This window comes from Streptomyces varsoviensis, assembly GCF_000718635.1.
In the GTDB taxonomy this organism is placed as follows: Bacteria; Actinomycetota; Actinomycetes; order Streptomycetales; family Streptomycetaceae; genus Streptomyces; species Streptomyces varsoviensis.
In genome coordinates, this window is the sequence record NZ_JOBF01000015.1 from 1 (window position 1) to 22,573 (window position 22,573).

Sequence of the window (22,573 nt, forward strand, 5' to 3'; positions counted from 1 at the left end):
GGCCTCAAGGGGCGGGCCCGCTGGGTGGAGCGGGCGACAGTGCTTGGGTTTGGGCGGAGCCCGGCGTCGGGCGGGCGGTCACCCGCCGAGGGACAGCGCGATCAGCGCTGTTGTCGTCGCGGTTTCGGCGAGGGTGCCGAAGACGTCGCCGGTGATGCCGCCGAAGCGGCGGCGGCAGTGACGGAGCATCAGTTCGGCGGCGGCGAGGGAGAGGAGGAGGGCGCCCGCGGAGCGAACGGCGGGGGAGGGGCCGTAGGCGAGGCCCGCCGCCGCGCAGGCGATGGTCACGGCGGTCACGGCCACCGCCGCCGAGCGGACCGGGACCACGCCGGCGACGGCCGCGCCCAGACCTTCGGGCCGTGCCGCGGGCACCCCGGCCCGGGAGGCGAGGGTCAGGGCCGTACGGGCCGCGACCGCGGCCACCGCCACGGCGAGCGCGCCGCGCGCCCAGCCCGCGCCGTACAGCTCGTACACGGCGGCGACCTGGCCGAGCAGGACGAAGACCAGGGTCAGCACCCCGAAGGGGCCGATGTCCGACTGCTTCATGATGCGCAGCGCGTCCTCGGCCGGCTTGCCGCTGCCGAGCCCGTCGGCGACGTCCGCGAGGCCGTCGAGGTGCAGCCCGCGGGTGAGCACCGCCGGTACGGCGACGGTGGCGACCGCGGCGAGCAGCGGGCCGGCGCCCAGGAACAGCAGCGCCCCGCCGACCGCCGCCGCGCACAGGCCGGCCGCCAGCCCCACGAGCGGCGCGGCCAGCATTCCGCCGCGGGCGGCCGGCCGGTCCCATCGGGTCAGCCGTACGGGCAGCACGCTCAGGGTGCCGAAGGCGAAGCGCAGGGCGTCGCCGAGGGAGGCGCGGCCCGCGGCGGAGTCGGGGGCGGTGTCGGTCATCGCGCGCAGGTTATCCGACGTCTTGCGACGTCAGGGGCGTTAGGTTTCCCCTAGCGGGCAGATTCGGGAGCGTCGTCATGGGTCACTGGTGGAGTCGCAACATCGTCGAGCCGGGCAAGCTGCCGCTGCTGCTGGCGCTGGCCTCGTTCGTGCTGACGTTCCTGGTGACCCGGGTGATCACGCGGCTGATCCGGGCGGGCAAGGGCCCGTTCCGCAACATCCGGCCGGGCGGGCTGCACATCCACCACGTGGTGCCCGGCATCGTCTTGATGGTGGTCGGCGGGTTCGGCGCGGTGGCCGGCGGGCGGCACGGCTTCGGCACGGCGGTGACGGCGGTGCTGTTCGGGGCGGGCGCGGGCCTGGTGCTGGACGAGTTCGCGCTCGTACTGCACCTGGACGACGTGTACTGGAGCGAGCAGGGGCGCAAGAGCGTCGAGGTCGTGGTGCTGACGGCGGCGCTGGTCACGCTGATGCTGGCGGGCTTCTCGCCGTTCGGGGTCGACGCGCTGACACCGGAGGAGCTGCGCAGCCGCGGCCTGGTGACGACGAACGTGCTGTTCAACTTCGCCATCGCGCTGTTCGCGCTGGCCAAGGGGAAGCCGCGGATAGCGGTGATCGGGGTGGTGGTGCCGTTCGTGGCGATCATCGGGGCGGTACGGCTCGCCCGGCCCGGTTCGCCGTGGGCGCGGCGCTGCTACCGCCACCGGCCGCGGGCCCGGCGCAAGGCGCGGGTACGGGCGTACCGGCACGACGCGCGCTGGCAGGCGCTGCGCCGCCGCTTTCAGGATCTGGTGGCGGGGGCGCCGGACCCCTGACCGCAGGCGTCGGGCAGCGGCAGGCGCTCGCCCGGCCCGAGCCCGTACGAGACCGGGGGCCGCTCCGGGGCCTCCGGCGGCCTGGTGCGGCGCTCTGAACTCCGCCCGCCGCCGTCGGGGCCGCCCCGCGAACCGCCGCGGGCCGCCGGCCCCCGGGCCCGGTACGGGTCGCGCGGCTTGCGCCGCCTGCGCGCCTCGTCGAGTACGCACACCACGAGCATCGTGGTGATCGCGGCCAGGTGCTCCCGGCCCGCCAGGTTGGGCTTGAGGATCACCTCGGCGGTCATGGCCGCGATCACCACGGCGCAGCTCAGCCAGGCCCGGTAGCGCCAGGTCACATACACGGCGATGCCGACCACGGCGGCCGACGGGCCGGTGTCGATGGCCCTGGCGGCGTGCGCCGGCAGGCCGAGGACGGAGTCGGGGCCGATGTGCACGGCCAGCCGCGCGTACATCGTCCCGGCGAGGGTGGCGAGGTAGGCGATGGCCAGGGTGCGCTTGCGGCCCAGGCAGACCTCCGCGATGCCGAAGGCGAGGAGGAGCTGGGCGAGGGCGCCCCACATCGGCAGGTCGAGGGCGGGCACGAACAGCGACAGCGGGGTGCGCAGCAGCGCCAGCCACCACGGGAGCTGCGCCTGGACCGAGCCGATCCGCTGGACCGGCTCGTAGCCCCAGGGCTGGTTCTGGACGATCTGGAGCACCGAGGTGAGGCAGACCGCGGCGATGGTCATGGGGATGGCCCGCAGCTTCTTGCGGACCAGCGCCTCGCGCACGGTCCCCAGCAGGGGGCCCCACTCGGCACGTGCGGCGCGTCGGAGCGCCGCACGGTTCATCGCTTGCTCTCCAGATGCTTGCGGTTCAGCCACTTCGGCAGGCCCGGCGCTTCGAGGAAGCCCTCGGCCCGGCCGCTGGCGATGCCGATGCGCAGCAGGTCGCTGCTCTTCTCGAAGAGCATGAACCGGGGCTCCCAGATGGGCCGGTACTTCGCGTTGGCGCGGTACAGCGACTCGATCTGCCACCAGCGGGAGAAGAAGGTCAGCAGCGAGCGCCACATCCGCAGCACGGGGCCCGCGCCGAGCTTGGAGCCGCGCTCGAAGACGGACCGGAACATCGCGAAGTTCAGCGAGACCTGCTCGACCCCGACCTCGCGGGAGCGCTGCATCATCTCGATGACCATGAACTCCATCAGGCCGTTCTCGGACTCCCGGTCGCGGCGCATCAGGTCGAGCGAGAGGCCCTTGGGCCCCCACGGCACGAAGCTGAGCAGGGCGCGCAGCTTGCCGTCGGCGTCGTGGCACTCCAGCATCACGCAGCGGCCGTCGCCGGGGTCGCCGAGCCGGCCGAGCGCCATCGAGAAGCCGCGCTCGGTCGCGCCGTCGCGCCAGTCGTCGGCGTGGCGCAGCAGGTCGGCCATCTCGTCCTCGGGGATGTCCTCGTGCCGCCGGATGCGCACCGTGTACCCGGCGCGCTTGACCCGGTTGTACGCCTGGCGCACGGTGCGCATGGCCCGGCCTTCGAGGGTGAACTCGTCGGTCTCCACGATCGCCTCGTCGCCGAGTTCGAGGGCGTCCATGCCGTGCCGCGCGTAGACGGTGCCGCCCTCCTCGCTCGCGCCCATCACGGCCGGGATCCAGCCGTGCTCGCGGGCCTCGGTGAGCCAGGGCTCGATGGCGCCGGGCCACGCCTCGGGGTCGCCGATCGGGTCGCCGGAGGCCAGCGAGACCCCGCCGAGCACGCGGTAGGTGACGGCGGCCTTGCCGGTGGGGGACCAGATGACGCTCTTCTCGCGGCGCAGCGCGAAGTAGCCGAGGGAGTCGCGGTCGCCGTGCTTGTCGAGGAGGGCGCGCAGCTTCTCCTCGTCGTCGGGGGTGATCGGGTCGGTGGCGCGGCGCGAGCGGAAGGCCGCGTACAGCACGAGGAGCAGCAGGACCGTGGACATCACGTTGATGACGACGTTGACCCAGCTCGGCGCGGAGATGCCCGGGTACCGGGACTCGTCGCTGGCCAGCGAGATCAGCCGCATCACGCCGTAGTGCCAGCGGTCGAGGAAGCCGGCCTTGTCGTCGTCGTGCGCGTCGTTGGTGAGGGTGACCAGCAGCGCCGCGATCAGCGAGGTGACGAGCAGCCCGCCGACGGCGACGATCGCCGCCAGCTTGGGGTTGGAGCGGTCGCCCTTGGCATAGAACTCGCGGCGGCCCACCACGAGCGCCACCACGAACAGCACGGTGATGATCGTCGAGAACCAGTTCAGGCCGTGCCGGTTGAACTCGCGGAAGCCTATGGCGAAGACGTAGAGCACGCCCGTGGCCCCGGCCAGCACCAGGTTCAAGATCCACGCGGCGCGCTTGCGCCGGCGCAGCGTGATGGCCATGAACAGTGAGAAGAGGGCCGAGGCGAAGCCCGCGGTCGCCAGGTACGGGGTGTAGAACTCCTCGACGTTGTGGCGGCGGATGTCGGCCCCGAAGGACAGCCACACCGCGCTGAGGAGGTTGACGAACGTAACGGCGCGCAGATACCACACCGCGAAGCCGGCGGCTCGCCGCGGCCAGATGCCGTGACGGGCGCCCTCATCCGGAGTCAAGCGGACTTCTCCCATGAAAAGTGATCATATGGGGCGTCATGCGCGCCGGAGGCTCCGGCGCGGGTGACGCAGGGACGTCAGGGGCGCACGGGCAGCTCCGCTGCCAGGGCCGCCGCGGCCTGAACCATCGGCAGAGCGAGCAGCGCCCCTGTCCCCTCGCCTACACAGACGCCGTGATCGAGCAAAGGGTTGAGTGCCATCCGGTCCAAAGCTTTCGCCTGGGCCGGCTCGCCGCTCACCTGACCGGCCAGCCACCAGTCCGGCGCCCGGAACGCGACACGCTGCGCCACCAGCGCGCACGCCGCCGAGACGACTCCGTCGAGGATCACCGGCAGCCGTCTGACCGCGCTCTGCAGCAGGAAACCCGTGATCGCCGCGAGATCCGCGCCGCCGGCCGTCGCCAGCAGCTCCAACTGGTCCCCGAGGACCGGGCGGGCCCGGCGCAGCCCGTCCCGGATCGCCGCGCACTTGCGCATCCACGCCAGGTCGTCGATGCCGGCGCCGCCGCGGCCGGTCACCACGGAGGCGTCCGTACCGCACAGCGCGGCGATCAGCGTGCCGGCGGCGGTGGTGCCGCCCACGCTCAGGTCGCCGAGCACCACGAGATCCGTGCCGGAGTCGGCCTCCTCGTCCGCGACGGCCATCCCGGCGCGGAAGGCCCGCTCCGCCTCGTCCGCGGCGAGCGCGTCCTCGACGTCTATCCGGCCCGAACCCCGCCGCACCCGGTGCCGCGTCACCTCCTCGGGCAGCTCGGCCGGGTCGCAGTCCACCGACATGTCGACGACCCGCACCTGGGCCCCGCACCGTCGCGCCAGCACCGCCGCCGCGCTCTCCCCCGCCAGCACGGCCCGTACGAGCGCCACCGCGCCCTCGGCCGGGCCGCCGGACACGCCCAGTTCGGCGACCCCGTGGTCGCCCGCGAACAGCAGCAGCTTCGCCCGCTCGACGGGCTTCACCGGCACCGCCCCCTGCGCCGCCGCCAGCCACTCCCCGAGCTCGTCCAGGCGCCCCAGCGCCCCCGGCGCCGGCACCAGCCGTTCGCGGTGCTCCTCGGCGTCCCGGCGCACGCCGGAGTCCGGACGCTCGATCAAGGTGGCGAAGTCATCGAGATTCAGGCCGCTCATCCGCAGAACACTACCCGCCCCGCCCCACCCCAGTCCCCCGCGCCGGAGGCGCGCCCCCCCGTGGGCCCGGAAGGCCCGTGTGCGGGAAGGTCAGCGCAGGGTCATGGACTGGCCGGCCACGGTGAGGAGGACGTGTTCGCATTCGGCTGCGATGTTGGCGTTGAGGCGGCCCAGTTCGTCGCGGAAGCGGCGGCCGGCGGGGGTGGCGGGGACGACGCCGGAGCCGACCTCGTTGCTGACGGCGACCATGGTGCGGCGGGTGGCGCGTACGGCGGCGACGAGTTCGTCGACGCGCTCGCGCAGCGCCTTGGCGCCGCCGTTGGCCCAGGTGTCGTCGGACCAGGCGCCGACGGAGTCCATGGCGTCGGTGAGCCAGAGGGAGAGGCAGTCGATCAGCAGCGGCGGGCCGTCGGCGGCGAGCAGCGGCGGGAGGTCGCAGGTCTCCGCGGTGCGCCAGGAGGCCGGGCGCCGCTCGCGGTGGGTGAAGATCCGTTCGGCCCACTCCTGGTCGCCGTCGCGGGTGCCGCCGGTGGCCACGTACGTGACGTCCGGGAACGCCTCCAGCCGCCGCTCCGCCTCGACCGACTTGCCGGACCGCGCGCCGCCCAGCACCAGCGTGCGCCGCGGCAGGTCCGGCACCGCGTGGTACTCGCCGACCAGCAGCGTCGTGCCGTCCGGCACCGCCCGCGCGCCCGCCGCCGCGAGCCGCCGGCGCAGTTCGCCGCCGGGCGGCACCTCGTGGTCGAGGTGGACGGCGATGACGTCCGTGGTGGCCGCGACCGCACCCGCCGCCCGGAGCCGGGCCAGCGCGTCGGGCCGCCCGACGACGTCCAGCAGCACCATGTCGTACGGGTCACGGACGCCGCCCGGCGCCAGCCCGGCCGCGGCCGCGCCGGGCGGCAGGTAGAGCAGCCGCTCGCCCTCCGGCCCGACCACCTCGTACCCGGTGCCCGGCGCGTCCAGGGCCACGGCCCGTACCCGGTGGCCGCTGATCACCGCCAGCTCCCGGCCGTCCGCCACCCGGCCCGGCGCGGGCAGCCCGGCCGGGAACTCCACGGTGGGGCCGTCGTGCGGGTGCGAGAGCAGCACCTGCCGCACCCCGGCGATCGAGTGCCCGGCGCGCGCCGCCGCGAAGGCCGGCCCGGGGGTCAGGTCGAGGAGCAGCGCGCCGTCGACGAGCAGCGCCGTGGCGGCCCGCGCCGCGTCGCCGACCGAGGTGGCGCAGACCGCGCACGGGCATCCGGGGCGCGGCAGTCCGTCGGGGGCCCCGGTGCCGAGGAGAGTGAGTTCCACCCCCCGATCGTCTCGCGTCCCGGGGCCCCGGGCGCGCGGGGCTCGCCCTTTGCGGGGCTTTACGGGCCCTGTTCACCGACCGTTAGGCTGCGCTGCACAGTACGTGCGCAGCAGGTATTCGGGACTCAGGAGGCGGACATGGCCTGGACGTGGCGGTTCGAGAAGTCCGACGGGGCGGAGGTCCCTCCGGCGGTGGAGCCGGAGGAGTTCTCCACGCAAGGAGACGCGGAGTCCTGGATCGGCGAGGTGTGGAAGGACCTGCTGGACGGCGGCGCCGACCAGGTCAGGCTGTTCGAGGACGGCACGGAGATCTACGGGCCGATGAGCCTGCACGCCAGCGAGGGCTGACACCGCGTCCGGGGCGCGCTGCGGGCCGCCCGTCGCCGTACGCTGCGCCGCCCGTAGCCGTACGTACGGTACGGGCGGCCCGCGGCCCGCGCGAGCGCCCCGTCAGCCCCGCACGCCGCACAGGTGCAGCAGCGCCGCCACCGACCGGTACGGATCGGTGCGCCCGGCCCGGTCCTCGGCGGCGAGCAGCCGGTCCAGCGCCTCGCCCGCGGGCGGTGGCGCCTCGTCGTCGGCGGCCTGGTCGGTGAAGACGCGGACGCCGTACCAGGTGTGCAGCGGGGCGCCGATCCCCGTCAGGGTGGCCGTCAGCGCCTCCAGCCGGTCGGCGCGGGCCTTGAGGCCGAGACGGTTGGTGTAGTCGGGGGAGTCGAAGGCGGCGAGGGCGGCATCGAAGTCCCCGGCGAGGCCGGGGCGCATGGCGAGCGCGTCGGCGTTCCGCACGACCAGGGAGAGCAGTCCGCCGGGGGCGAGCACGCGGGCCATCCCGGCGAGCATCGGGTCGGGCTCGGTCACGTACATCAGCACGCCGTGGCACAGGACGATGTCGAAGGCGCCGGGCGGGAAGTGGGCGCCGGTGTCCCGGCCGTCGCCCTCGACGACCCGCACCCGTTCGCGGATGCCCTCCGGCTCGGCGTCGAGCGCCTCGCGGAACGCCGCGGCCATCTCGGGGTCGGACTCCAGGCCGGTCACGTTGTGCCCGGCGCGGGCCAGCCGCAGCGCCTGGGTGCCCTGGCCGAGGCCGACGTCGAGGACGCCGAGGCGCTGCCCCACCGGGTAGCGGGCGGCTATCTGCTCGTCGAGTTGGCGGGCGACGAGCTCCTGGCGGACGGTGTTCCGCAGTCCGCCGAGCCCGCCGAGCCAGCCCGCGGCGCCGCCGGTGAATCCGGCAGGGGCCGCGCTCAGGGCTTCTCCCCGCGCTTGACCTTCGGCTTCGGCAGGCGCAGCCGGCGCATCTGGAGCGTACGCATCAGGGCGTACGGCACGGCACCGCGCAGGTTCTCGTTCGGGAAGCGGGCGCGCAGGCCGCGCTTGAGGCCGACCGCGGTGATCACGGAGTTGGCCACGATCAGCAGGATGACGATCATCCACAGCAGCAGCACGTACGCCTGGAAGGCACCGCGGTTGATCATGCTGAGCACCAGGATGATCACCGCGAGCGGCAGGAAGTACTCGGCCACGGTGAACCGCGCGTCCACGTAGTCGCGGGCGAAGCGGCGGACCGGGCCCTTGTCGCGGGCGGGCAGGTACCGCTCGTCGCCGTTGGCGAGGGCTTCGCGCTGCTTCGAGAGGTCCGCCCGGCGCGCCACCTTCTGGCGCTTCATGGCGTCCTTGCGGTTGGCCGGCGTACTGGCCAGGCTGCGGCGCTGGCTGGTGGCCTCGCTGCGCTTCGGCGTCGGGCGGCCCTTGGGCGCCTGCGGGTCACGGGGCTGCTGGGGCTGGTCCGCGGTCACCTTGGTGGCGGCGGCCTGCTCATCCTTCGAACGGCTTCGGAACACAAAACCCAAGGGTACGTGGTGCGGACGCGTGGGCCCCAGCCGCGCGGGGAACGATCCGGCAACGGGCGCCCGCGCCGATCCGGGACCGAGGGTCGCCCGTCAAACGGGATGAAGCGGCACCTTTGCCGTCGTTCTCCCCGACTTCACCTTTCGCTTTCCGGTCATTTCGCACCCTCCCTGAGGCCCTCCTACTCCTTGGGCCGGAGAGCGGCGACCTTGTGATCGTCCTGTAGGAGGAGCGCATCGGGGGCTGAACAGTGCGGTAATGGACGCAGGGCCCGTACTGTGGGGTCTTGATAGATGCTGGAGTCCGTAGTCCGTCAGAAGGGGGCGCGCGAGGCCCATGAGCGGTGTCATGAAGCGTATGGGGATGATTTTCCGCGCCAAGGCCAACAAGGCCCTGGACCGGGCCGAGGATCCGCGCGAGACCCTCGATTACTCCTACCAGAAGCAGCTCGAACTGCTGCAGAAGGTGCGCCGCGGCGTCGCCGACGTGGCGACCTCCCGCAAGCGCCTGGAGCTGCAGCTCAACCAGTTGCAGGGACAGTCCTCCAAGCTGGAGGACCAGGGCCGCAAGGCCCTCGCGCTGGGCCGTGAGGACCTGGCGCGCGAGGCGCTGTCGCGCCGCGCCGCGTTGCAGCAGCAGGTCACCGACCTGGAGACGCAGCACACCACGCTGCAGGGCGAGGAGGAGAAGCTCACCCTCGCCGCCCAGCGGCTTCAGGCCAAGGTCGACGCCTTCCGCACGAAGAAGGAGACCATCAAGGCCACGTACACCGCGGCCCAGGCCCAGACCCGCATCGGGGAGGCGTTCTCCGGCATCTCCGAGGAGATGGGCGACGTCGGCATGGCCATCCAGCGGGCCGAGGACAAGACGCAGCAGATGCAGGCCCGCGCCGGCGCCATCGACGAGCTGCTCGCCTCCGGCGCGCTCGACGACCCGACCGGCACCGCCAAGGACGACATCACCGCGGAGCTGGACCGCCTCTCCGGCGGCACCGACGTGGAGCTGGAGCTCCAGCGGATGAAGGCCGAGCTGGCGGGCGGCAGCGGCGCCGGCAAGCAGGCGATCGAGGGCGGCGCGGGCGGTGCCGGGCAGGGCCAGTCGGCCCAGCAGCGGGACACCCCGCGCTTCGACAAGCAGTAGCCGGGATAAGCCTCTTCGAGATCCTCTGAGCACTGAACAAGGGAGACCGTCGTGATCGTACGGATCATGGGGGAGGGGCAGGTGAAGCTGGCCGACGGCCACTTCGCCGAGTTGAACGCGCTGGACGACGACCTGCTCACGGAGATCGAGGGCGGCGACGAGGAAGGCTTCCGGCGCACCCTCGGCGCCCTGCTCGACGCGGTGCGGCGGCTCGGCGAACCGCTCCCCGACGACGCGCTGGAACCCTCCGAGCTGATCCTCCCCGCCGCGGACGCCTCGCTGGACGAGGTCCGCTCGATGCTCAGCGACGACGGGCTCATCCCCGGCTGACCATCCGGGCCGACGCCCGGCAGCGTCCGGCGGCACCGCCCGCCAGCGGACCCCAGCACCGCCCGCGCCCCCGCCCTCACCGAGGGACGGGGGCGCGCGTGGTACGGGCACCCGCGCGCCACCCCGTACTTTTGACCCCGTGACCCCCCTCACCACGGCCCCGGGCCTCGGCCGGGTCCGCCAGTGGCTGAGCGCGCACCCGCTGGCCGCCGACGCCCTGCTCGCCGCCTTCGTCCTCGCCGCCGCGCTGCTCGGCACGGCCGTCGGCCCGCACTCCCGGCGCTTCCCGCTGGGCCTCGTCTTCGTGCTGTTCACCACCCTGGCCTGCGGCGCCCTGGTGCTGCGCCGCCGGGCCCCGCGGACCGTACTCGCCGCGACCGTCCTGCTGGCGGTGGCCGAGATCGTCGCGACCCGGCACGACGAGACGTACGGGCAGGTGACCGCGGCTGTCGTCATCGCGCTCTACACCGTGGCCTCCGGCATGGGCCGCACCGTCGCCTGGCGGATCGCGGCCCTCGCCGTCGGCGTGCTCACCGCCACGGTCATGGCCTTCGGCGCCCGCCCCTGGTACGCGCAGGAGAACTTCGGCGTCTTCGCCTGGACCGCGCTGGCCGGCGCCGCGGGCGACGCCGTGCGCAGCCGCCGCGCCTTCGTCGCCGAGATCCAGGAGCGCGCCGTACGGGCCGAGCGGACCCGCGACGAGGAGGCGCGCCGCCGGGTCGCCGAGGAACGGCTGCGCATCGCCCGCGAGCTCCACGACGTCGTCGCCCACCACATCGCGCTCGTCAACGTCCAGGCCGGGGTGGCCTCGCACGTCATGGACAGCCGCCCCGACCAGGCCAAACAGGCCCTCGCGCACGTTCGCGAGGCCAGCCGCTCCGCCCTCGACGAGCTGCGCGCCACCGTCGGCCTGCTGCGCCAGCACGGCGAGACGGCGGCCCCCACCGAACCGGCCCCCGGCCTCGCCGTCCTGGATCAGCTCGTCGACGGCTTCGCCCGGGTCGGGCTGCGCGTACGGGTCGCGGCGGCGGCCGCCGAACCCGTCGCGGCCGGCCGGCCCCGCGCCGGCGACACGGCCGCCGAGGTCGCCGCCGTCGTCGGACCGCTGCCCGTCGCCGTCGACCTGACGGCCTATCGGGTCCTCCAGGAGGCGCTCACCAATGTGCACAAGCACGCGGGCCCGGCGGCCACCGCCGAGGTCGGCATCCTGCGGGGCCGCGCGTCCCTGCTCCTGACCGTCCGCGACAATGGCGACGGACCTCCGCCGGACCGTACGGACGGCACGGGCCCGCGCCCGGACACCGGCGCCGGCCCGGGCGGACACGGTCTGATCGGGATGCGCGAGCGTGCGGTCGCGCTCGGCGGCACCTGCGAGGCGGGGCCCGGCCCGGACGGCGGCCCCGGCTTCGCGGTCCGCGTCGAGCTGCCGCTGCAAGCGCGTACGGGAGGGGACGCATGACGATCAAGGTGCTGCTCGCGGACGACCAGGCGCTGCTGCGCAGCGCGTTCCGGGTGCTGGTGGACTCCGAGCCGGACATGGAGGTGGTCGGCGAGGCGTCGGACGGCGCGGAGGCCGTCGAACTGGCCCGCGCGAAGGGCCCCGACATCGTCCTGATGGACATCCGGATGCCCGGCACGGACGGGTTCGCCGCCACCCGCGCGATCTGCTCGGACCCCGCCCTGGAGCACGTACGCGTGGTCATGCTGACCACCTTCGAGATCGACGAGTACGTCGTGCAGTCGCTGCGCGCCGGGGCCTCCGGCTTCCTCGGCAAGGGCGCCGAGCCCGAGGAACTGCTCTCCGCGATCCGCGTCGCGGCGGCCGGCGAGGCGCTGCTGTCGCCCGTCGCGACCAAGGGGCTGATCGCCACCTTCCTCGCCGAGAGCGAGGGCCCGGACGCGGCCTCCGGCGGCTACCAGGCGGAGCGGCTGGCCGCGCTGACCGGGCGCGAGCGCGAGGTGCTGATCCAGGTCGCGGGCGGCCACTCCAACGACGAGATCGGCGAGCGGCTGGAGGTCAGCCCGCTGACCGTCAAGACCCATGTGAACCGGGCCATGGCCAAGCTGGGCGCCCGCGACCGGGCCCAATTGGTGGTCATCGCCTACGAAACCGGACTCGTACGCCCAAGGGTGGAGTGACCCTTAGGGGCGCGTACTGCGCCTGCGGTACACGCCCGGTACGAGAATCGACCTGCGAGCGAGGTATTCACGCCGGGGCACGGGCGATGGTAGAGGCGGGCCGCTGCCGCGCCCGCCGATCCGCTCGGCAAGATCCGCTCAGCAAACAGAAGAGAGAGCCACCACCCATGTCCTGGCTGTCCAGAATCAGCCTCGTACAGCGGGGACTGATAGCTCTGATGGCGATAGTCGCCGTCGTGTTCGGGGCCATCGCCATCCCGCAGCTCAAGCAGCAGTTGCTGCCGACCATCGACCTGCCCATGGTGTCGGTGATCGCGCCGTACCAGGGCGCGTCCCCGGACGTGGTCGAGAAGCAGGTCGTCGAACCGCTGGAGAACAGCATCAAGGCGGTCGACGGCATCACCGGCGTCACCTCCACCGCCAGCGAGGGCTCGGCCGTCATCATGGCCAAGTTCGACTACGGCAACGGCTCCGACAAGCTCGTCGCCAACGTCCAGCAGGCCGTCAACCGGGCCTCCTCGCAGCTTCCCAAGGACGTCGACCCGCAGGTCGTCGCGGGCTCCACCGACGACATCCCGACCGTCGTGCTCGCCGCCTCCTCGACCGAGGACCAGCAGGCGCTCGCCGACAAGCTGGACCGCAGCGTCGTACCGGCGCTCAAGAACATCGACGGCGTCGGCCAGGTCAACGTGGACGGCGTGCGGGAGCGCGTCGTCGCCGTCACCCCCGACGACGCCAAGCTCGCCGCGGCCGGGCTGACCCCCGCCGCCCTCGGGCAGACGCTGGAGGCGAACGGCGCGTCCGTACCGGCCGGCGCGTTCTCCGAGGCCGGCAAGAGCCGCACCGTGCAGGTCGGCGGCGGCTTCACCTCGCTGAAGCAGATCGAGGACCTGCGGATCAACCCGGCCGCCGCGCCGGGCGCGGACGGCAAGGGCGGCAAGCCCGTACGGGTCGGCGACATCGCCACCGTCGAGCAGCGGCCGGCGGCCCCCACCTCCATCACCCGCACCGACGGCAAGCCCAGCCTCGGCATCGCCATCACCATGGACCACGACGGCAGCGCCGTCGCGATCTCCGACGCCGTCAAGGACAAGCTGCCGCAGCTCCGCGCGGACCTTGGCGCCGACGCCAAGCTGACCGTCGTCAGCGACCAGGGCCCCGCGGTCTCCAAGTCCATCGACGGCCTGACGACGGAGGGCCTGCTCGGCCTCCTCTTCGCCGTCGTGGTGATCCTGGTCTTCCTCGCCTCGCTGCGCTCCACGCTGGTCACGGCGATCTCCATCCCGCTGTCCGTGCTGCTCACGCTGATCGTGCTGTGGACCCGGGACCTGTCGCTCAACATGCTCACCCTGGGCGCCCTCACGATCGCCATCGGCCGCGTCGTCGACGACTCGATCGTGGTCCTGGAGAACATCAAGCGCCATCTGTCCTACGGCGAGGAGCGCCAGCAGGCGATCCTGACGGCGGTCCGCGAGGTCTCCGGCGCCGTCACCGCCTCCACCCTCACCACGGTCGCGGTGTTCCTGCCGATCGGCCTGGTCGGCGGCATGGTGGGCGCGCTCTTCGGCTCGTTCTCGCTGACCGTCTCGGTGGCGCTGCTGGCCTCCCTGCTGGTGTCGCTGACGGTCGTTCCCGTCCTGTCGTACTGGTTCCTGCGCGGGCCCGTCGGAGATGCAGCCAGCGAGGGCGCCGACCCGGAGGAGCTGCGGCGCAAGGCCGAGGAGAAGGAGACCCGCGGTCGGCTCCAGCGGCTGTACGTGCCGGTGCTCGGCTTCGCGACCCGGCGCCGCGTCACCAGCCTGGTGATCGCCGTCCTGGTGCTCGTCGCCACCTTCGGCATGGCCCCCCTGCTGAAGACCAACTTCATCGACGGCGGCGAGCAGGAAAGCCTCTCCGTCAAGCAGGAACTCCCCCCTGGCACCAGCCTGGAGGCGGCCGACGCGGCGGCCAAGAAGGTCGAGAAGCTCCTCGACGGCGTCGCCGGCGTCAAGGACTACCAGGTCACCGTCGGCTCGTCCGGCATCATGGCGGCCTTCGGCGGCGGTACGGGCGCCAACCAGGCCTCGTACGAGGTCAAGCTGAAGGACTCCGGCAAGGCGGACGCCGTCACCGACACCCTCCGCGCCGGCCTCAAGAAGCTCGACGGCATCGGCCGCACCACCGTCTCGGCGGGCGGCGGCTTCGGCGACCAGGACCTGAGCGTGGTGGTCAAGGCCCCCGACGCGAAGACCCTCAAGTCGGCGTCGGAGAGCGTGCGTTCCGCGGTGGCGGGCCTCGACCACGTCACCGACGTCCGCAGCGACCTCTCGCAGAGCGTGCCCCGCATCTCCGTCAAGGGCAACGACAAGGCCGCCGCGGCGGGCTTCACCGAGACCAGCCTCGGGCAGACCGTGGCGCAGGCGGTGCGCGGCACCACCAGCGGCAAGGCGGTCCTCGACGACACCGAGCGCGACGTGGTGGTGAAGTCGGCCCACCCGGCCACCACCCTGGACGAGTTGAAGAACCTCCAGCTCGGCTCCCCGGCGGGCAAGGTGCGGCTCGGCGACATCGCCGAGGTCAAGGTCGTGCCCGGCCCGGTCCAGATGACCCGCATCGACGGCGCGCGGGCGGCGACGATCACCGCCAAGCCGACCGGCGACAACACCGGAGCGGTCTCCACGGCCCTCCAGAGCAAGATCGACAAGCTGAAGAAGACGCTGCCCAAGGGCGCGACCGTCGACATCGGCGGCGTCTCCTCGGACCAGAACGACGCCTTCGCCAAGCTGGGCCTCGCCATGCTGGCCGCCATCGCCATCGTCTTCATGGTGCTGGTCGCAACGTTCCGCTCGCTCATCCAGCCGCTGATCCTGCTGGTCTCCATCCCGTTCGCGGCGACCGGCGCGATCGGCCTGCTGGTCGCCACCGGCACCCCGATGGGCGTCCCGGCGATGATCGGCATGCTGATGCTCATCGGCATCGTGGTCACCAACGCGATCGTGCTGATCGACCTGATCAACCAGTACCGCCGGCAGGGCCTCCCAGTCGTCGAGGCCGTCGTCGAGGGCGGCCGGCACCGGTTGCGCCCGATCCTGATGACCGCCCTCGCGACGATCTTCGCGCTGCTGCCGATGGCGCTGGGCGTCACCGGAGAGGGCGGCTTCATCTCCCAGCCGCTGGCCGTGGTCGTCATCGGCGGCCTCGTCACCTCGACGCTGCTCACGCTGCTGCTCGTGCCGACGCTCTACACCATGGTCGAGCTGCGCAAGGAGCGCCGGGCCAAGAAGAAGGCCGCCAAGCGCGACCGGAAGAACGGCGCCCCCGCCCGGAGCGAGGACGACCGCGCCCCGGAGACCGCGGGCGTCTGACGCCCCCGCCTCCCGCGCACGGAGCCCCCACGGCCGCGATGGCCGTGGGGGCTCCCGCCGTGTTCCGGCGCGCTGCGGGGGTACGAGCGCCCCCGCGGGTAGCCTCGTCGCGTACCCGCGCCGACCGCGGGTCCACCACCAGCGGATCCAGCACGTCCAGCACGTCCAGTACGTCCGGCAGAGCGAGCAGGGGGCCGTCTTGGCAGCAGCGACACTACATACGGGCCGGGTCGAGGTCGCCGACACCGCGCGGGGCGTCGGCGGGCTGGCGGCCGATGACTGGGCGGAGGCCGTCGCGGTCACCACGGGCGGCTCGTCGCTGTCCCCGCGCTCGCCGGAGCAGTGGGCCAGATCCGTCTTCGAGGACGCCCCCGGCCCGGTGCGCTGGTTCCTGGTCACCGGCTGGCGCTCGGTGCTCCGCCTGCGGCTCGGCCCGCGCCCCGCCCCCACCCATGTGCTCGGCTGGCGCATCCTGACGATGGCGACGGACGTGATCGTCCTGGAGCTGACCTCGCCGCTCATGACCGCCCGCCTCGTCCTGCGCGCCGAGGCGGCCCGCGTGGTCATGACCACCTTCGTCCGCTACGAACACCGCGCGGCCCCCGCCATCTGGTCCCTCGCCGCCCTCATCCACCGCCGAGCCGTCCCCTACCTCCTCAAGCGCGCGGCGGCCCAGCCCCCGAAACCCCGCTGAGGGTGCGGGCCGGGCCCGTATCCGCACCGATGGGGCCGGGCCCGGGCCGGTACCGATGGGGCCGGGCCCGGGCCGGTACCGACGGGCCCGGGCCCGGGCCCGTCTTCAGACGATCGTCGGCCCGCCCGGCATGACCGCGGTGAACGTGCCGAGCTCCGCCCGTTCCCGCTGCATCCGCGTCAGCTTCCGTACGAAGAGGATCGCGAGCGCGGCCGCCGCGAGGTTCAGCAGGTCGCCGAGCATCACGGTTCCCGCGGCCTGCTGGAGCGATTCCGGGGTGTCCGCGCGGTTGTAGAGGGTCTGGGCCGTCCTGCCCACCGCCAGTGACAGCAGCCACAGCAGCCACCAGGCGCGCACGGGCGCGCGGGAGATCTCGCGCAGCGTGCCCTCCGGTGTCTGCGGAGCGCTGGCCTGCCAGGTCTCGGCGGCCACGCGGAAGGGCAGCCAGAGGTTGGCGAAGGGGACGAACCAGCCGCCGATGGACCAGCCGCGGCCCAGGGTGCAGATGTCCTGCGTGAAGATCTCGGCGTTCGTCCGGACCCGGTAGAACCAGATGATGAAGACCACGGCGGTGGCGGTCGTGGCCAGCCCCTGAAGGCGGCCGGCCGTCGTGTAGAGGTCGTCGGCCCGCTTCAACTCGCCGGCCTGAATGGTCAGAAAGTCGTCCAGCAGCGAATAGATGTGGGAGTCCGCGTAGAGCGCGAAGAGGTCGCAGGCGGCGACCACGCCGAACAGCACGGTGACGGCCGTCGCGAGGCCGACGGGCGACCGGAGAACGGGGCCGCCGGCCGGGTACGGCGCGGGAGCGCCGAGCGGCGGGCCGACGGGGTGGTGAGACATGACGGAGATCCCCCCAGGGACGAAGAGGCCGCCCTCGGGGGCGGCTCGCAGAGGAGGAACGTACGCCATACTTCATGCGGTATCCAATTATTTGCCCGTGGCCTATGACTCCAGGGCGAATTGGGTGATTCGGTGGTCGCGGCCCAGGGCTCGTACGCAGTCGGCTATGAGGGCGGGGCGGGCGCGGTCGGCTTCGGTTATGGCTTCGGGGCGGCCGGTCTCGGTCAGGCTGGTCAGGTGGGACTCGCGGCTGCCCAGGGTGTCCGGGTGGTACGGGCCGAGCACGCGGGCCCGGTCGGCGGCCAGCGCGGCGTAGCGGCTCGCCTCGCCGTCGTGTTCGCCGAACTCGCAGTGTTCGGCGGCCTCTTCGTCCCGGCACGCGAACGTGTCCGGGTGGTCGGGCCCCAGAGCGTCGGCGTGCTCGGCCGCCAACTCGGCCCACAGCCGCAGCAACCGCCGATGGCCGTCCGGCGCGGGCGGCTCGTGCGCGGTGCGGTGGTCGAGCTTGTACGCGCGGCAGACGCACGCGACATGGCGGCGGCGCAGCCGCAGCGTCCGGGGGTGCCGGGGGCCCAGCAGTCGCGTCTGCCGCTCCACCAGCGACGCGAGGGCCGTCGGCGCCTCTTGCGCCGCCGCCCCCTCGTACTCCTCCAGCCGCTCCATCGCCTGAACGGCCAGTACGTCGATGGTCACTTGGTCGTCCGGGCCCAGCGCCCGGAGGCAGTCGGCGGCCAGCGGGTCGGCGAGGTCGAGTACGCGCTCGACGCAGCCGACGTGCTGGTGCGCGTACTCGACGAGGTCGCGCCGGGCCGCCAGCGCGGCGGGGTGCCCGGGCCCCGACGCCCGGCCCGCCTCGGCGGCGACGGCGCGCAGCCGCTTTGCCTCGCGCCGTTCCAGCGCGTCGCGCCGTGCGGTCTCGGCGTCGTGTTCGGCCTCCGACCACGTCAGGGCTTCGAGGTCGAGGGCGGGTTCGGAGGGGGAGGGGGCGTCGGGGGCTGACATGGCTGTGACCCTGCCAGAGCGGCCGCCGCCGCACCACCGCGTTCCGCACCGGCCCGCCGACCTGCGCGTACGGACCGGAGCGCGGATGGGCCGCGGGGGCGTACGGGCAGGAAGGGTGTATTGGCCGGCAGGGCGTACGGGCAAGGAGGACGTACGGGCCGGCAGGGCGTACGGGCCGGCGCGCCGGTGTTACGGGAGGGCCAGCATCCGCTCCAGGGCCAGCTTCGAGAAGGCCGCGACCTCCGGGTCGACCTCGATGCGGTTGACGACCTTGCCGTCGGCGAGCGATTCCAGGGCCCAGACCAGGTGCGGCAGGTCGATGCGGTTCATCGTGGAGCAGAAGCAGACCGTCTTGTCGAGGAAGACGATCTCCTTATTCCCGGCGGCCTCGTCGGCGAAGCGGTTCGCGAGCCGCCGCACGAGGTTGAGCTCCGTGCCGATGGCCCACTTCGAACCGGCGGGGGCGGCCTCCAGGGTCTTGATGATGTACTCCGTCGAGCCGACGAGGTCCGCCGCCGCGACGACCTCGTGCCGGCACTCGGGGTGCACCAGCACATTGACGCCGGGTATGCGCTCGCGCACGTCCCGTACGGACTCCAGGGAGAACCGGCCGTGCACCGAGCAGTGCCCGCGCCACAGGATCACCTTGGCCGCCCGCAGCTCGTCGGCGGTGAGCCCGCCGCCCGGCTTGTGCGGGTTGTAGAGGACGCAGTCGTCGAGTGACAGCCCCAGATCGCGTACCGCGGTGTTGCGGCCGAGGTGCTGGTCCGGGAGGAAGAGGACCTTCTCGCCCTGCGCGAAGGCCCACTTCAGGGCGCGCTCCGCGTTGGAGGAGGTGCAGATCGTGCCGCCGTGCTTGCCGGTGAACGCCTTGATGTCGGCGGACGAGTTCATGTACGAGACGGGGACGGTCGTCCCGGCCACGCCGGCGTCCGTGAGGACGTCCCAGCACTCGGCGACCTGCTCGGCCGTGGCCATGTCGGCCATCGAGCAGCCCGCGGCCAGGTCGGGCAGGACGACCTGCTGGTCGTCGCCGGTGAGGATGTCGGCGGACTCGGCCATGAAGTGCACGCCGCAGAAGACGATGTACTCGGCGCCGGGCCGGGCGGCCGCGTCGCGCGCGAGCTTGAAGGAGTCCCCGGTGACGTCCGCGAACTCGATGACCTCGTCGCGCTGGTAGTGGTGGCCGAGGACGAAGACCTTGTCCCCGAGCCGGGCCTTGGCCGCGCGGGCGCGCTCCACCAGATCCGGGTCGGAGGGCGCCGGCAGATCGCCGGGGCACTCCACGCCGCGCTCGCTCCGGGGGTCGGCCTCGCGGCCCAGAAGCAGTAGCGCCAGCGGCGAGGGCTGGACATCCAGGGGTTGGGCGGTGGTCACGACACGCACCCTTTCTCTTCCGCGAAACAGCCTTGTCGTCAATTTGACGCTATCTATCATATCTGCTTCACGTCACTTTGACGATGGGCCTTGTGTCAATGTGACGCACCCCGCTCGTGGTGATCTCCGGCGACGACCGCGACGGGCGGCCGGCGGCCGTAGCCCGGCGCCTGGAGTCCGGCGCCTGGAGTCCGGAGCCCGGCGGCCGGAGCCCGGCGCCTGGAGTCCGGAGCCCGGCGGCCCGTACCCGTAAGAGGGGTGGTGTGCGAGCATGAATGGAGAGAGAAAGTGCTGGGCCCGGAATGAATCCGGGGTGCCGGAGGTTGCATCCGACGGCAAGCGGTCCGAACAACCCGGGAGAGAACCAGATGAGCGTTCAGGACGAGACCACCGTGAGCGACGGCATCATCCTGTCGGACGCCGCCGCGTCGAAGGTCAAGGCCCTGCTGGACCAGGAAGGCCGCGACGACCTCGCGCTGCGCGTCGCCGTCCAGCCCGGAGGCTGTTCCGGCCTGCGCTATCAGCTCTTCTTCGACGAGCGCTCGCTCGACGGCGACGTCGTGAAGGACTTCGACGGCGTGAAGGTGGTCACCGACCGGATGAGCGCCCCGTACCTGGGCGGCGCCTCCATCGACTTCGTCGACACCATCGAGAAGCAGGGCTTCACGATCGACAACCCGAACGCCACGGGCTCCTGCGCCTGCGGCGACTCCTTCAGCTGAACCGGCCGGCCGGCGCGCACGGCCGGTACGGACGACGACAGAAGGCGGCGGCCCCACCAGGGCCGCCGCCTTCGTCATGCGCACGCCGTCGGACCGCGTCATCTGTCGCTTCTTCCACTTCTCACTGCGAGCGCCCCTTACTCGTCCGGCCCTTACGTCTCCGGCCTGTTACTTCCCCGGTCCCTTACTTCTTCGGCACCGCCTGGCCCGTCATCGCGTCCACGACCTTCCGGCCGTCCAGCGGCTTGTCCAGGCGCACCGTCTCATCGAACCCCTTCGCCATCATCACGCACATCCGCCCCGGGTGCTTCTCCTTGCCCGTCACGCTCACCGTGACCGACCCGGCGGACTGGTCCCGCGCCGCGGCGGTGTAGTCGCTGCACACCCCGCCCCAGAAGTGCAGCGTGAGCGTCCTGTTGTCCTTACCGCTCACGCTGTACGAGGCGATGCGCGTCGCCCCGGACGCGGCGGGACCCGACGACGGCCCGGAGGGCGCGGGCGACTCCGCCCCTGGCCGCGCCTCCTTGATGTATTTGGGATCGACGGCGGGCTGGTCCACGGTGAAGGTGCTCGCCTCGTCCGCCTTGTCTGCCTTGTCGTGGGTGCCCGGCACCTGCGTGGCGAAGAGCCAGGAGGGCACCAGCGCCTGCCGCCCCGCGACGGACCGCGCCGCCAGGGCGAACGTCGCCCCGCGCACGGCCACCGGATCGGGCTTCGCCTTCGGGGCGCAGGGGAGCGTCGAAGCGCTCTTTCCGGGCTTTCCGGCGCCCTCTTCAGCGCCCTTCTCAGAGCCCTCCTCGGTGCTTTTCTCCGTGCTCTTGCCGGCCACCGCCGTGAGCGGTGCCGCCGTGGCGCAGCCGCCGATGCCGACCTGGCCGTTCCCGGCGCGCTTGTTCAGCTCGTCGAGGGCGGCGCTCGCGCTGATCACCGGGTAGGTGCGGGTCTTCTCCGGCTTCGCCAACTGCCCGCTGCCGCCGGTCATCTGCCCGTCCGAGCCGACCTGGAGGCTGGTCTGCCAGCCGTACGTCGGCAGGCCGCCCAGCACCGGGTCGGCCTTCACCACCCGCGTCGCGCCGAAGTGCTGCGCCGCGTCGAGCTTCGCGTCCCGCTGCCCGACCGACTCCAGCACGGGCTCCGCCGCGCGCTTCGCCGCCGCCTCGGACACGGGCTCGGAGCCGCCGTCCGCCGCCCCCGAACCATCGCGGTACGTCGGGCAGGTGCTCGTACCGGAACCGGAACCGGAACCCGTCGCGGGTGCCGTACCGGAACCGGCGTCGGGGGCCGCGTCCGGCCGGGCGCCCGGCGGGTGCTCGCAGTGCGAGCCGCCCAGCGTGCCGTAGCGCGCGTACGACCAACTGCCCGGTCCCTTGTGGCTCACCTGGAGCGAGGGCCCGCCCTTGCCCTGGGCGGCCCCGACCTTCCAGGTGGCGCCGTCGAGCCGCGGCGTGCCCGGCACGCGCAGGGCCTTCGCCAGCCGGGCGACCTGCTCCCGGCCGATGTCGTCCTGGGAGAGATAGACCGGCGCCGACTCCGGGCCGTCCGGCAGCTTTCCGGTCGCCCGATAGCGCGCGTTTCCGTGCGGGTCCGGTTCGCCGGGCGCGATCCCCCGCGAACCCGGGTCCTGGGAACTCGGGTCCTGCGAACCCTGCGCGGCCCCGCGTACGTAACCGTCGAGAGCCAAGGGGGGTGGTGCGCCGTCCTCGCCGGGCGTGGCCGAGCCACCGCCGTCGCCGGCGGTCGAGGCCCAGTAGGCCCCGCCACCGCCGGCCAGCAGCACCGCGGCCGCCACCGAGACGACCACCAGCGGCGACCGGCGCCGCCGCGGCGTGCTGTCGGGGGGATCCTGGGTGCTCACAACATCGCTCCTTCAACTCCGCTCAATGTGTACTGCCCCATCCCCCGTGAGGGGGACGGGAATTGGACGGAGCGGGGGAGCGGGCGGTTCCATCCGCCGGTTCGGCCCTCGGTTCAGCCGCCGGTTCGGTCGCGGTTCAGTCGCCGTACTCGGACATTCCGTCCAGCAGCCGGGCCGAGGAGACCGGCACCGAGACGCCGTGGAGGCGCGTCGGCGGTACGGGCGCCGGCGCGGGGCCGGGCGCGGCGGTCTCCGGCGGCGTCCACCGCGAGGCCATGCGGGCGCAGTCGCCCCGCAGCTCGGCGAGCGACTCCGGCTCGGCGGCGGGGAGTGTGACGGGGTTCACAGGATTCGGCATATCCGCACCGTACGCACCACCCGACCCGCGAAGAAAGACCTACTATTGGGTAGTTTTGGCCGGTCGGAAAGGCGAATGCGCACCCGGTAGCTTGGACTGGCTGTTTTCTGTTTCCCTCTGCGTTCCGCGCTACGTCCCCCGCACGTTTCCTCTCCGCGCCTCTTCACCTTCCCCCTTCCTTCCTCGCTCCCTTCCTTCCTCGCTCCCTTCCTTCCTC

General features: G+C 73.0%; 21 protein-coding genes. 9 read left to right on the forward strand and 12 right to left on the reverse strand.

Features of this window, described 5'->3' with window-relative positions; genetic code table 11:
* Positions 1–78: 78 nt before the first annotated feature.
* Entirely contained in the window at positions 79–891 is an 813-nt protein-coding gene (locus tag IF55_RS21995; RefSeq protein WP_030883840.1) for an adenosylcobinamide-GDP ribazoletransferase, read from the reverse strand.
* 77 nt (positions 892–968) lie between these two features.
* On the opposite strand from IF55_RS21995, the gene IF55_RS22000 reads away from it, so the two are divergent.
* A complete protein-coding gene (locus IF55_RS22000) occupies positions 969–1,706 on the forward strand; it encodes a hypothetical protein (protein WP_030883838.1) in 738 nt (245 codons plus the stop codon).
* Here the strand turns inward: IF55_RS22000 and IF55_RS38695 are convergent.
* From IF55_RS38695 to IF55_RS22020, 4 genes are all read right to left on the reverse strand, one after another.
* On the reverse strand, positions 1,673–2,539 hold the full coding sequence (locus IF55_RS38695; RefSeq protein WP_063764019.1) for a hypothetical protein: 867 nt from the start codon (positions 2,537–2,539) through the stop codon (positions 1,673–1,675). The two genes, IF55_RS22000 and IF55_RS38695, sit on opposite strands and share 34 nt — an antisense overlap.
* On the reverse strand, positions 2,536–4,302 hold the full coding sequence (locus IF55_RS22010; RefSeq protein ID WP_030883831.1) for a phosphatidylglycerol lysyltransferase domain-containing protein: 1,767 nt from the start codon (positions 4,300–4,302) through the stop codon (positions 2,536–2,538). The genes IF55_RS38695 and IF55_RS22010 overlap by 4 nt, the downstream gene beginning before the upstream one ends.
* A 62-nt stretch (positions 4,303–4,364) precedes the next feature.
* Positions 4,365–5,411: a nicotinate-nucleotide--dimethylbenzimidazole phosphoribosyltransferase gene (gene cobT / locus IF55_RS22015; RefSeq protein WP_030883828.1), complete on the reverse strand. Its 1,047-nt coding sequence runs from the start codon at positions 5,409–5,411 to the stop codon at positions 4,365–4,367.
* Positions 5,412–5,501: 90 nt separating this feature from the next.
* Positions 5,502–6,704, reverse strand: coding sequence for a bifunctional adenosylcobinamide kinase/adenosylcobinamide-phosphate guanylyltransferase (locus IF55_RS22020; RefSeq protein WP_030883824.1), 1,203 nt, complete (start codon positions 6,702–6,704; stop codon positions 5,502–5,504).
* A 138-nt stretch (positions 6,705–6,842) separates the two neighbouring features.
* On the opposite strand from IF55_RS22020, the gene IF55_RS22025 reads away from it, so the two are divergent.
* On the forward strand, positions 6,843–7,052 hold the full coding sequence (locus tag IF55_RS22025; RefSeq protein ID WP_030883822.1) for a hypothetical protein: 210 nt from the start codon (positions 6,843–6,845) through the stop codon (positions 7,050–7,052).
* Between the two features lie 102 nt (positions 7,053–7,154).
* On the opposite strand, the gene IF55_RS22030 is transcribed toward IF55_RS22025, so the two are convergent.
* Both IF55_RS22030 and IF55_RS22035 read right to left on the reverse strand, forming a co-directional pair.
* Positions 7,155–7,892, reverse strand: coding sequence for a class I SAM-dependent methyltransferase (locus IF55_RS22030; RefSeq protein ID WP_078644987.1), 738 nt, complete (start codon positions 7,890–7,892; stop codon positions 7,155–7,157).
* Positions 7,893–7,951: 59 nt separating this feature from the next.
* Positions 7,952–8,548, reverse strand: coding sequence for a DUF3043 domain-containing protein (locus IF55_RS22035; protein ID WP_030883815.1), 597 nt, complete (start codon positions 8,546–8,548; stop codon positions 7,952–7,954).
* Positions 8,549–8,891: 343 nt separating this feature from the next.
* Between IF55_RS22035 and IF55_RS22040 the strand changes: the two genes are divergently transcribed.
* From IF55_RS22040 to IF55_RS22065, 6 genes are all read left to right on the forward strand, one after another.
* A complete protein-coding gene (locus IF55_RS22040; RefSeq protein WP_030883812.1) occupies positions 8,892–9,695 on the forward strand; it encodes a PspA/IM30 family protein in 804 nt (267 codons plus the stop codon).
* A gap of 51 nt (positions 9,696–9,746) precedes the next feature.
* Positions 9,747–10,025 (forward strand): PspA-associated protein PspAA, encoded by a 279-nt coding sequence (gene pspAA, locus IF55_RS22045; protein WP_030883809.1) that lies wholly within the window; start codon positions 9,747–9,749, stop codon positions 10,023–10,025.
* 139 nt (positions 10,026–10,164) lie between these two features.
* Positions 10,165–11,484 carry a sensor histidine kinase gene (locus IF55_RS22050; protein ID WP_030883806.1) on the forward strand — a complete coding sequence of 440 codons (1,320 nt, stop codon included), beginning with the start codon at positions 10,165–10,167 and terminating at the stop codon, positions 11,482–11,484.
* On the forward strand, positions 11,481–12,164 hold the full coding sequence (locus IF55_RS22055; RefSeq protein ID WP_030883803.1) for a response regulator: 684 nt from the start codon (positions 11,481–11,483) through the stop codon (positions 12,162–12,164). The genes IF55_RS22050 and IF55_RS22055 overlap by 4 nt, the downstream gene beginning before the upstream one ends.
* A 167-nt stretch (positions 12,165–12,331) precedes the next feature.
* Positions 12,332–15,508 (forward strand): efflux RND transporter permease subunit, encoded by a 3,177-nt coding sequence (locus tag IF55_RS22060; RefSeq protein ID WP_030883800.1) that lies wholly within the window; start codon positions 12,332–12,334, stop codon positions 15,506–15,508.
* A 199-nt stretch (positions 15,509–15,707) separates the two neighbouring features.
* A complete protein-coding gene (locus IF55_RS22065) occupies positions 15,708–16,202 on the forward strand; it encodes a DUF2867 domain-containing protein (RefSeq protein WP_245661322.1) in 495 nt (164 codons plus the stop codon).
* 105 nt (positions 16,203–16,307) lie between these two features.
* Here IF55_RS22065 and IF55_RS22070 read toward each other — a convergent pair whose 3' ends face one another.
* From IF55_RS22070 to nadA, 3 genes are all read right to left on the reverse strand, one after another.
* A complete protein-coding gene (locus tag IF55_RS22070; protein ID WP_063764020.1) occupies positions 16,308–17,042 on the reverse strand; it encodes a DUF4328 domain-containing protein in 735 nt (244 codons plus the stop codon).
* Between the two features lie 102 nt (positions 17,043–17,144).
* Complete coding sequence (locus IF55_RS22075; protein WP_030883790.1) at positions 17,145–18,044, reverse strand: hypothetical protein; 900 nt, start codon at positions 18,042–18,044, stop codon at positions 17,145–17,147.
* 189 nt (positions 18,045–18,233) lie between these two features.
* The gene (gene nadA / locus IF55_RS22080) at positions 18,234–19,421 is read right to left on the reverse strand and encodes a quinolinate synthase NadA (protein WP_030883786.1); all 1,188 of its coding nucleotides are present in this window, start codon (positions 19,419–19,421) and stop codon (positions 18,234–18,236) included.
* A gap of 368 nt (positions 19,422–19,789) precedes the next feature.
* On the opposite strand from nadA, the gene IF55_RS22085 reads away from it, so the two are divergent.
* Positions 19,790–20,143: a HesB/IscA family protein gene (locus IF55_RS22085; RefSeq protein ID WP_030883783.1), complete on the forward strand. Its 354-nt coding sequence runs from the start codon at positions 19,790–19,792 to the stop codon at positions 20,141–20,143.
* A 184-nt stretch (positions 20,144–20,327) separates the two neighbouring features.
* Here the strand turns inward: IF55_RS22085 and IF55_RS22090 are convergent, their stop codons facing one another.
* Together IF55_RS22090 and IF55_RS22095 are read right to left on the reverse strand one after the other, a co-directional pair.
* Positions 20,328–21,998, reverse strand: a complete 1,671-nt coding sequence (locus IF55_RS22090) for a hypothetical protein (protein ID WP_030883780.1) — start codon at positions 21,996–21,998, stop codon at positions 20,328–20,330.
* A 136-nt stretch (positions 21,999–22,134) separates the two neighbouring features.
* A complete protein-coding gene (locus IF55_RS22095) occupies positions 22,135–22,356 on the reverse strand; it encodes a hypothetical protein (RefSeq protein WP_030883777.1) in 222 nt (73 codons plus the stop codon).
* Between the last annotated feature and the right edge of the window lie 217 nt (positions 22,357–22,573).

Excerpts from the sequence above, each read along its gene's own strand:
- IF55_RS22040 (WP_030883812.1), top strand. The coding sequence starts at position 8,892 with ATGAGCGGTGTCATGAAGCGTATGGGGATGATTTTCCGCGCCAAGGCC.
- IF55_RS22025 (WP_030883822.1), top strand. The coding sequence starts at position 6,843 with ATGGCCTGGACGTGGCGGTTCGAGAAGTCCGACGGGGCGGAGGTCCCT.
- IF55_RS22000 (WP_030883838.1), top strand. The coding sequence starts at position 969 with ATGGGTCACTGGTGGAGTCGCAACATCGTCGAGCCGGGCAAGCTGCCG.
- cobT (WP_030883828.1), bottom strand. The coding sequence starts at position 5,411 with ATGAGCGGCCTGAATCTCGATGACTTCGCCACCTTGATCGAGCGTCCG.
- IF55_RS22055 (WP_030883803.1), top strand. The coding sequence starts at position 11,481 with ATGACGATCAAGGTGCTGCTCGCGGACGACCAGGCGCTGCTGCGCAGC.
- IF55_RS22075 (WP_030883790.1), bottom strand. The coding sequence starts at position 18,044 with ATGTCAGCCCCCGACGCCCCCTCCCCCTCCGAACCCGCCCTCGACCTC.
- IF55_RS22010 (WP_030883831.1), bottom strand. The coding sequence starts at position 4,302 with ATGGGAGAAGTCCGCTTGACTCCGGATGAGGGCGCCCGTCACGGCATC.
- IF55_RS22085 (WP_030883783.1), top strand. The coding sequence starts at position 19,790 with ATGAGCGTTCAGGACGAGACCACCGTGAGCGACGGCATCATCCTGTCG.
- IF55_RS38695 (WP_063764019.1), bottom strand. The coding sequence starts at position 2,539 with ATGAACCGTGCGGCGCTCCGACGCGCCGCACGTGCCGAGTGGGGCCCC.
- IF55_RS22070 (WP_063764020.1), bottom strand. The coding sequence starts at position 17,042 with ATGTCTCACCACCCCGTCGGCCCGCCGCTCGGCGCTCCCGCGCCGTAC.
- IF55_RS22095 (WP_030883777.1), bottom strand. The coding sequence starts at position 22,356 with ATGCCGAATCCTGTGAACCCCGTCACACTCCCCGCCGCCGAGCCGGAG.
- IF55_RS22060 (WP_030883800.1), top strand. The coding sequence starts at position 12,332 with ATGTCCTGGCTGTCCAGAATCAGCCTCGTACAGCGGGGACTGATAGCT.
- IF55_RS21995 (WP_030883840.1), bottom strand. The coding sequence starts at position 891 with ATGACCGACACCGCCCCCGACTCCGCCGCGGGCCGCGCCTCCCTCGGC.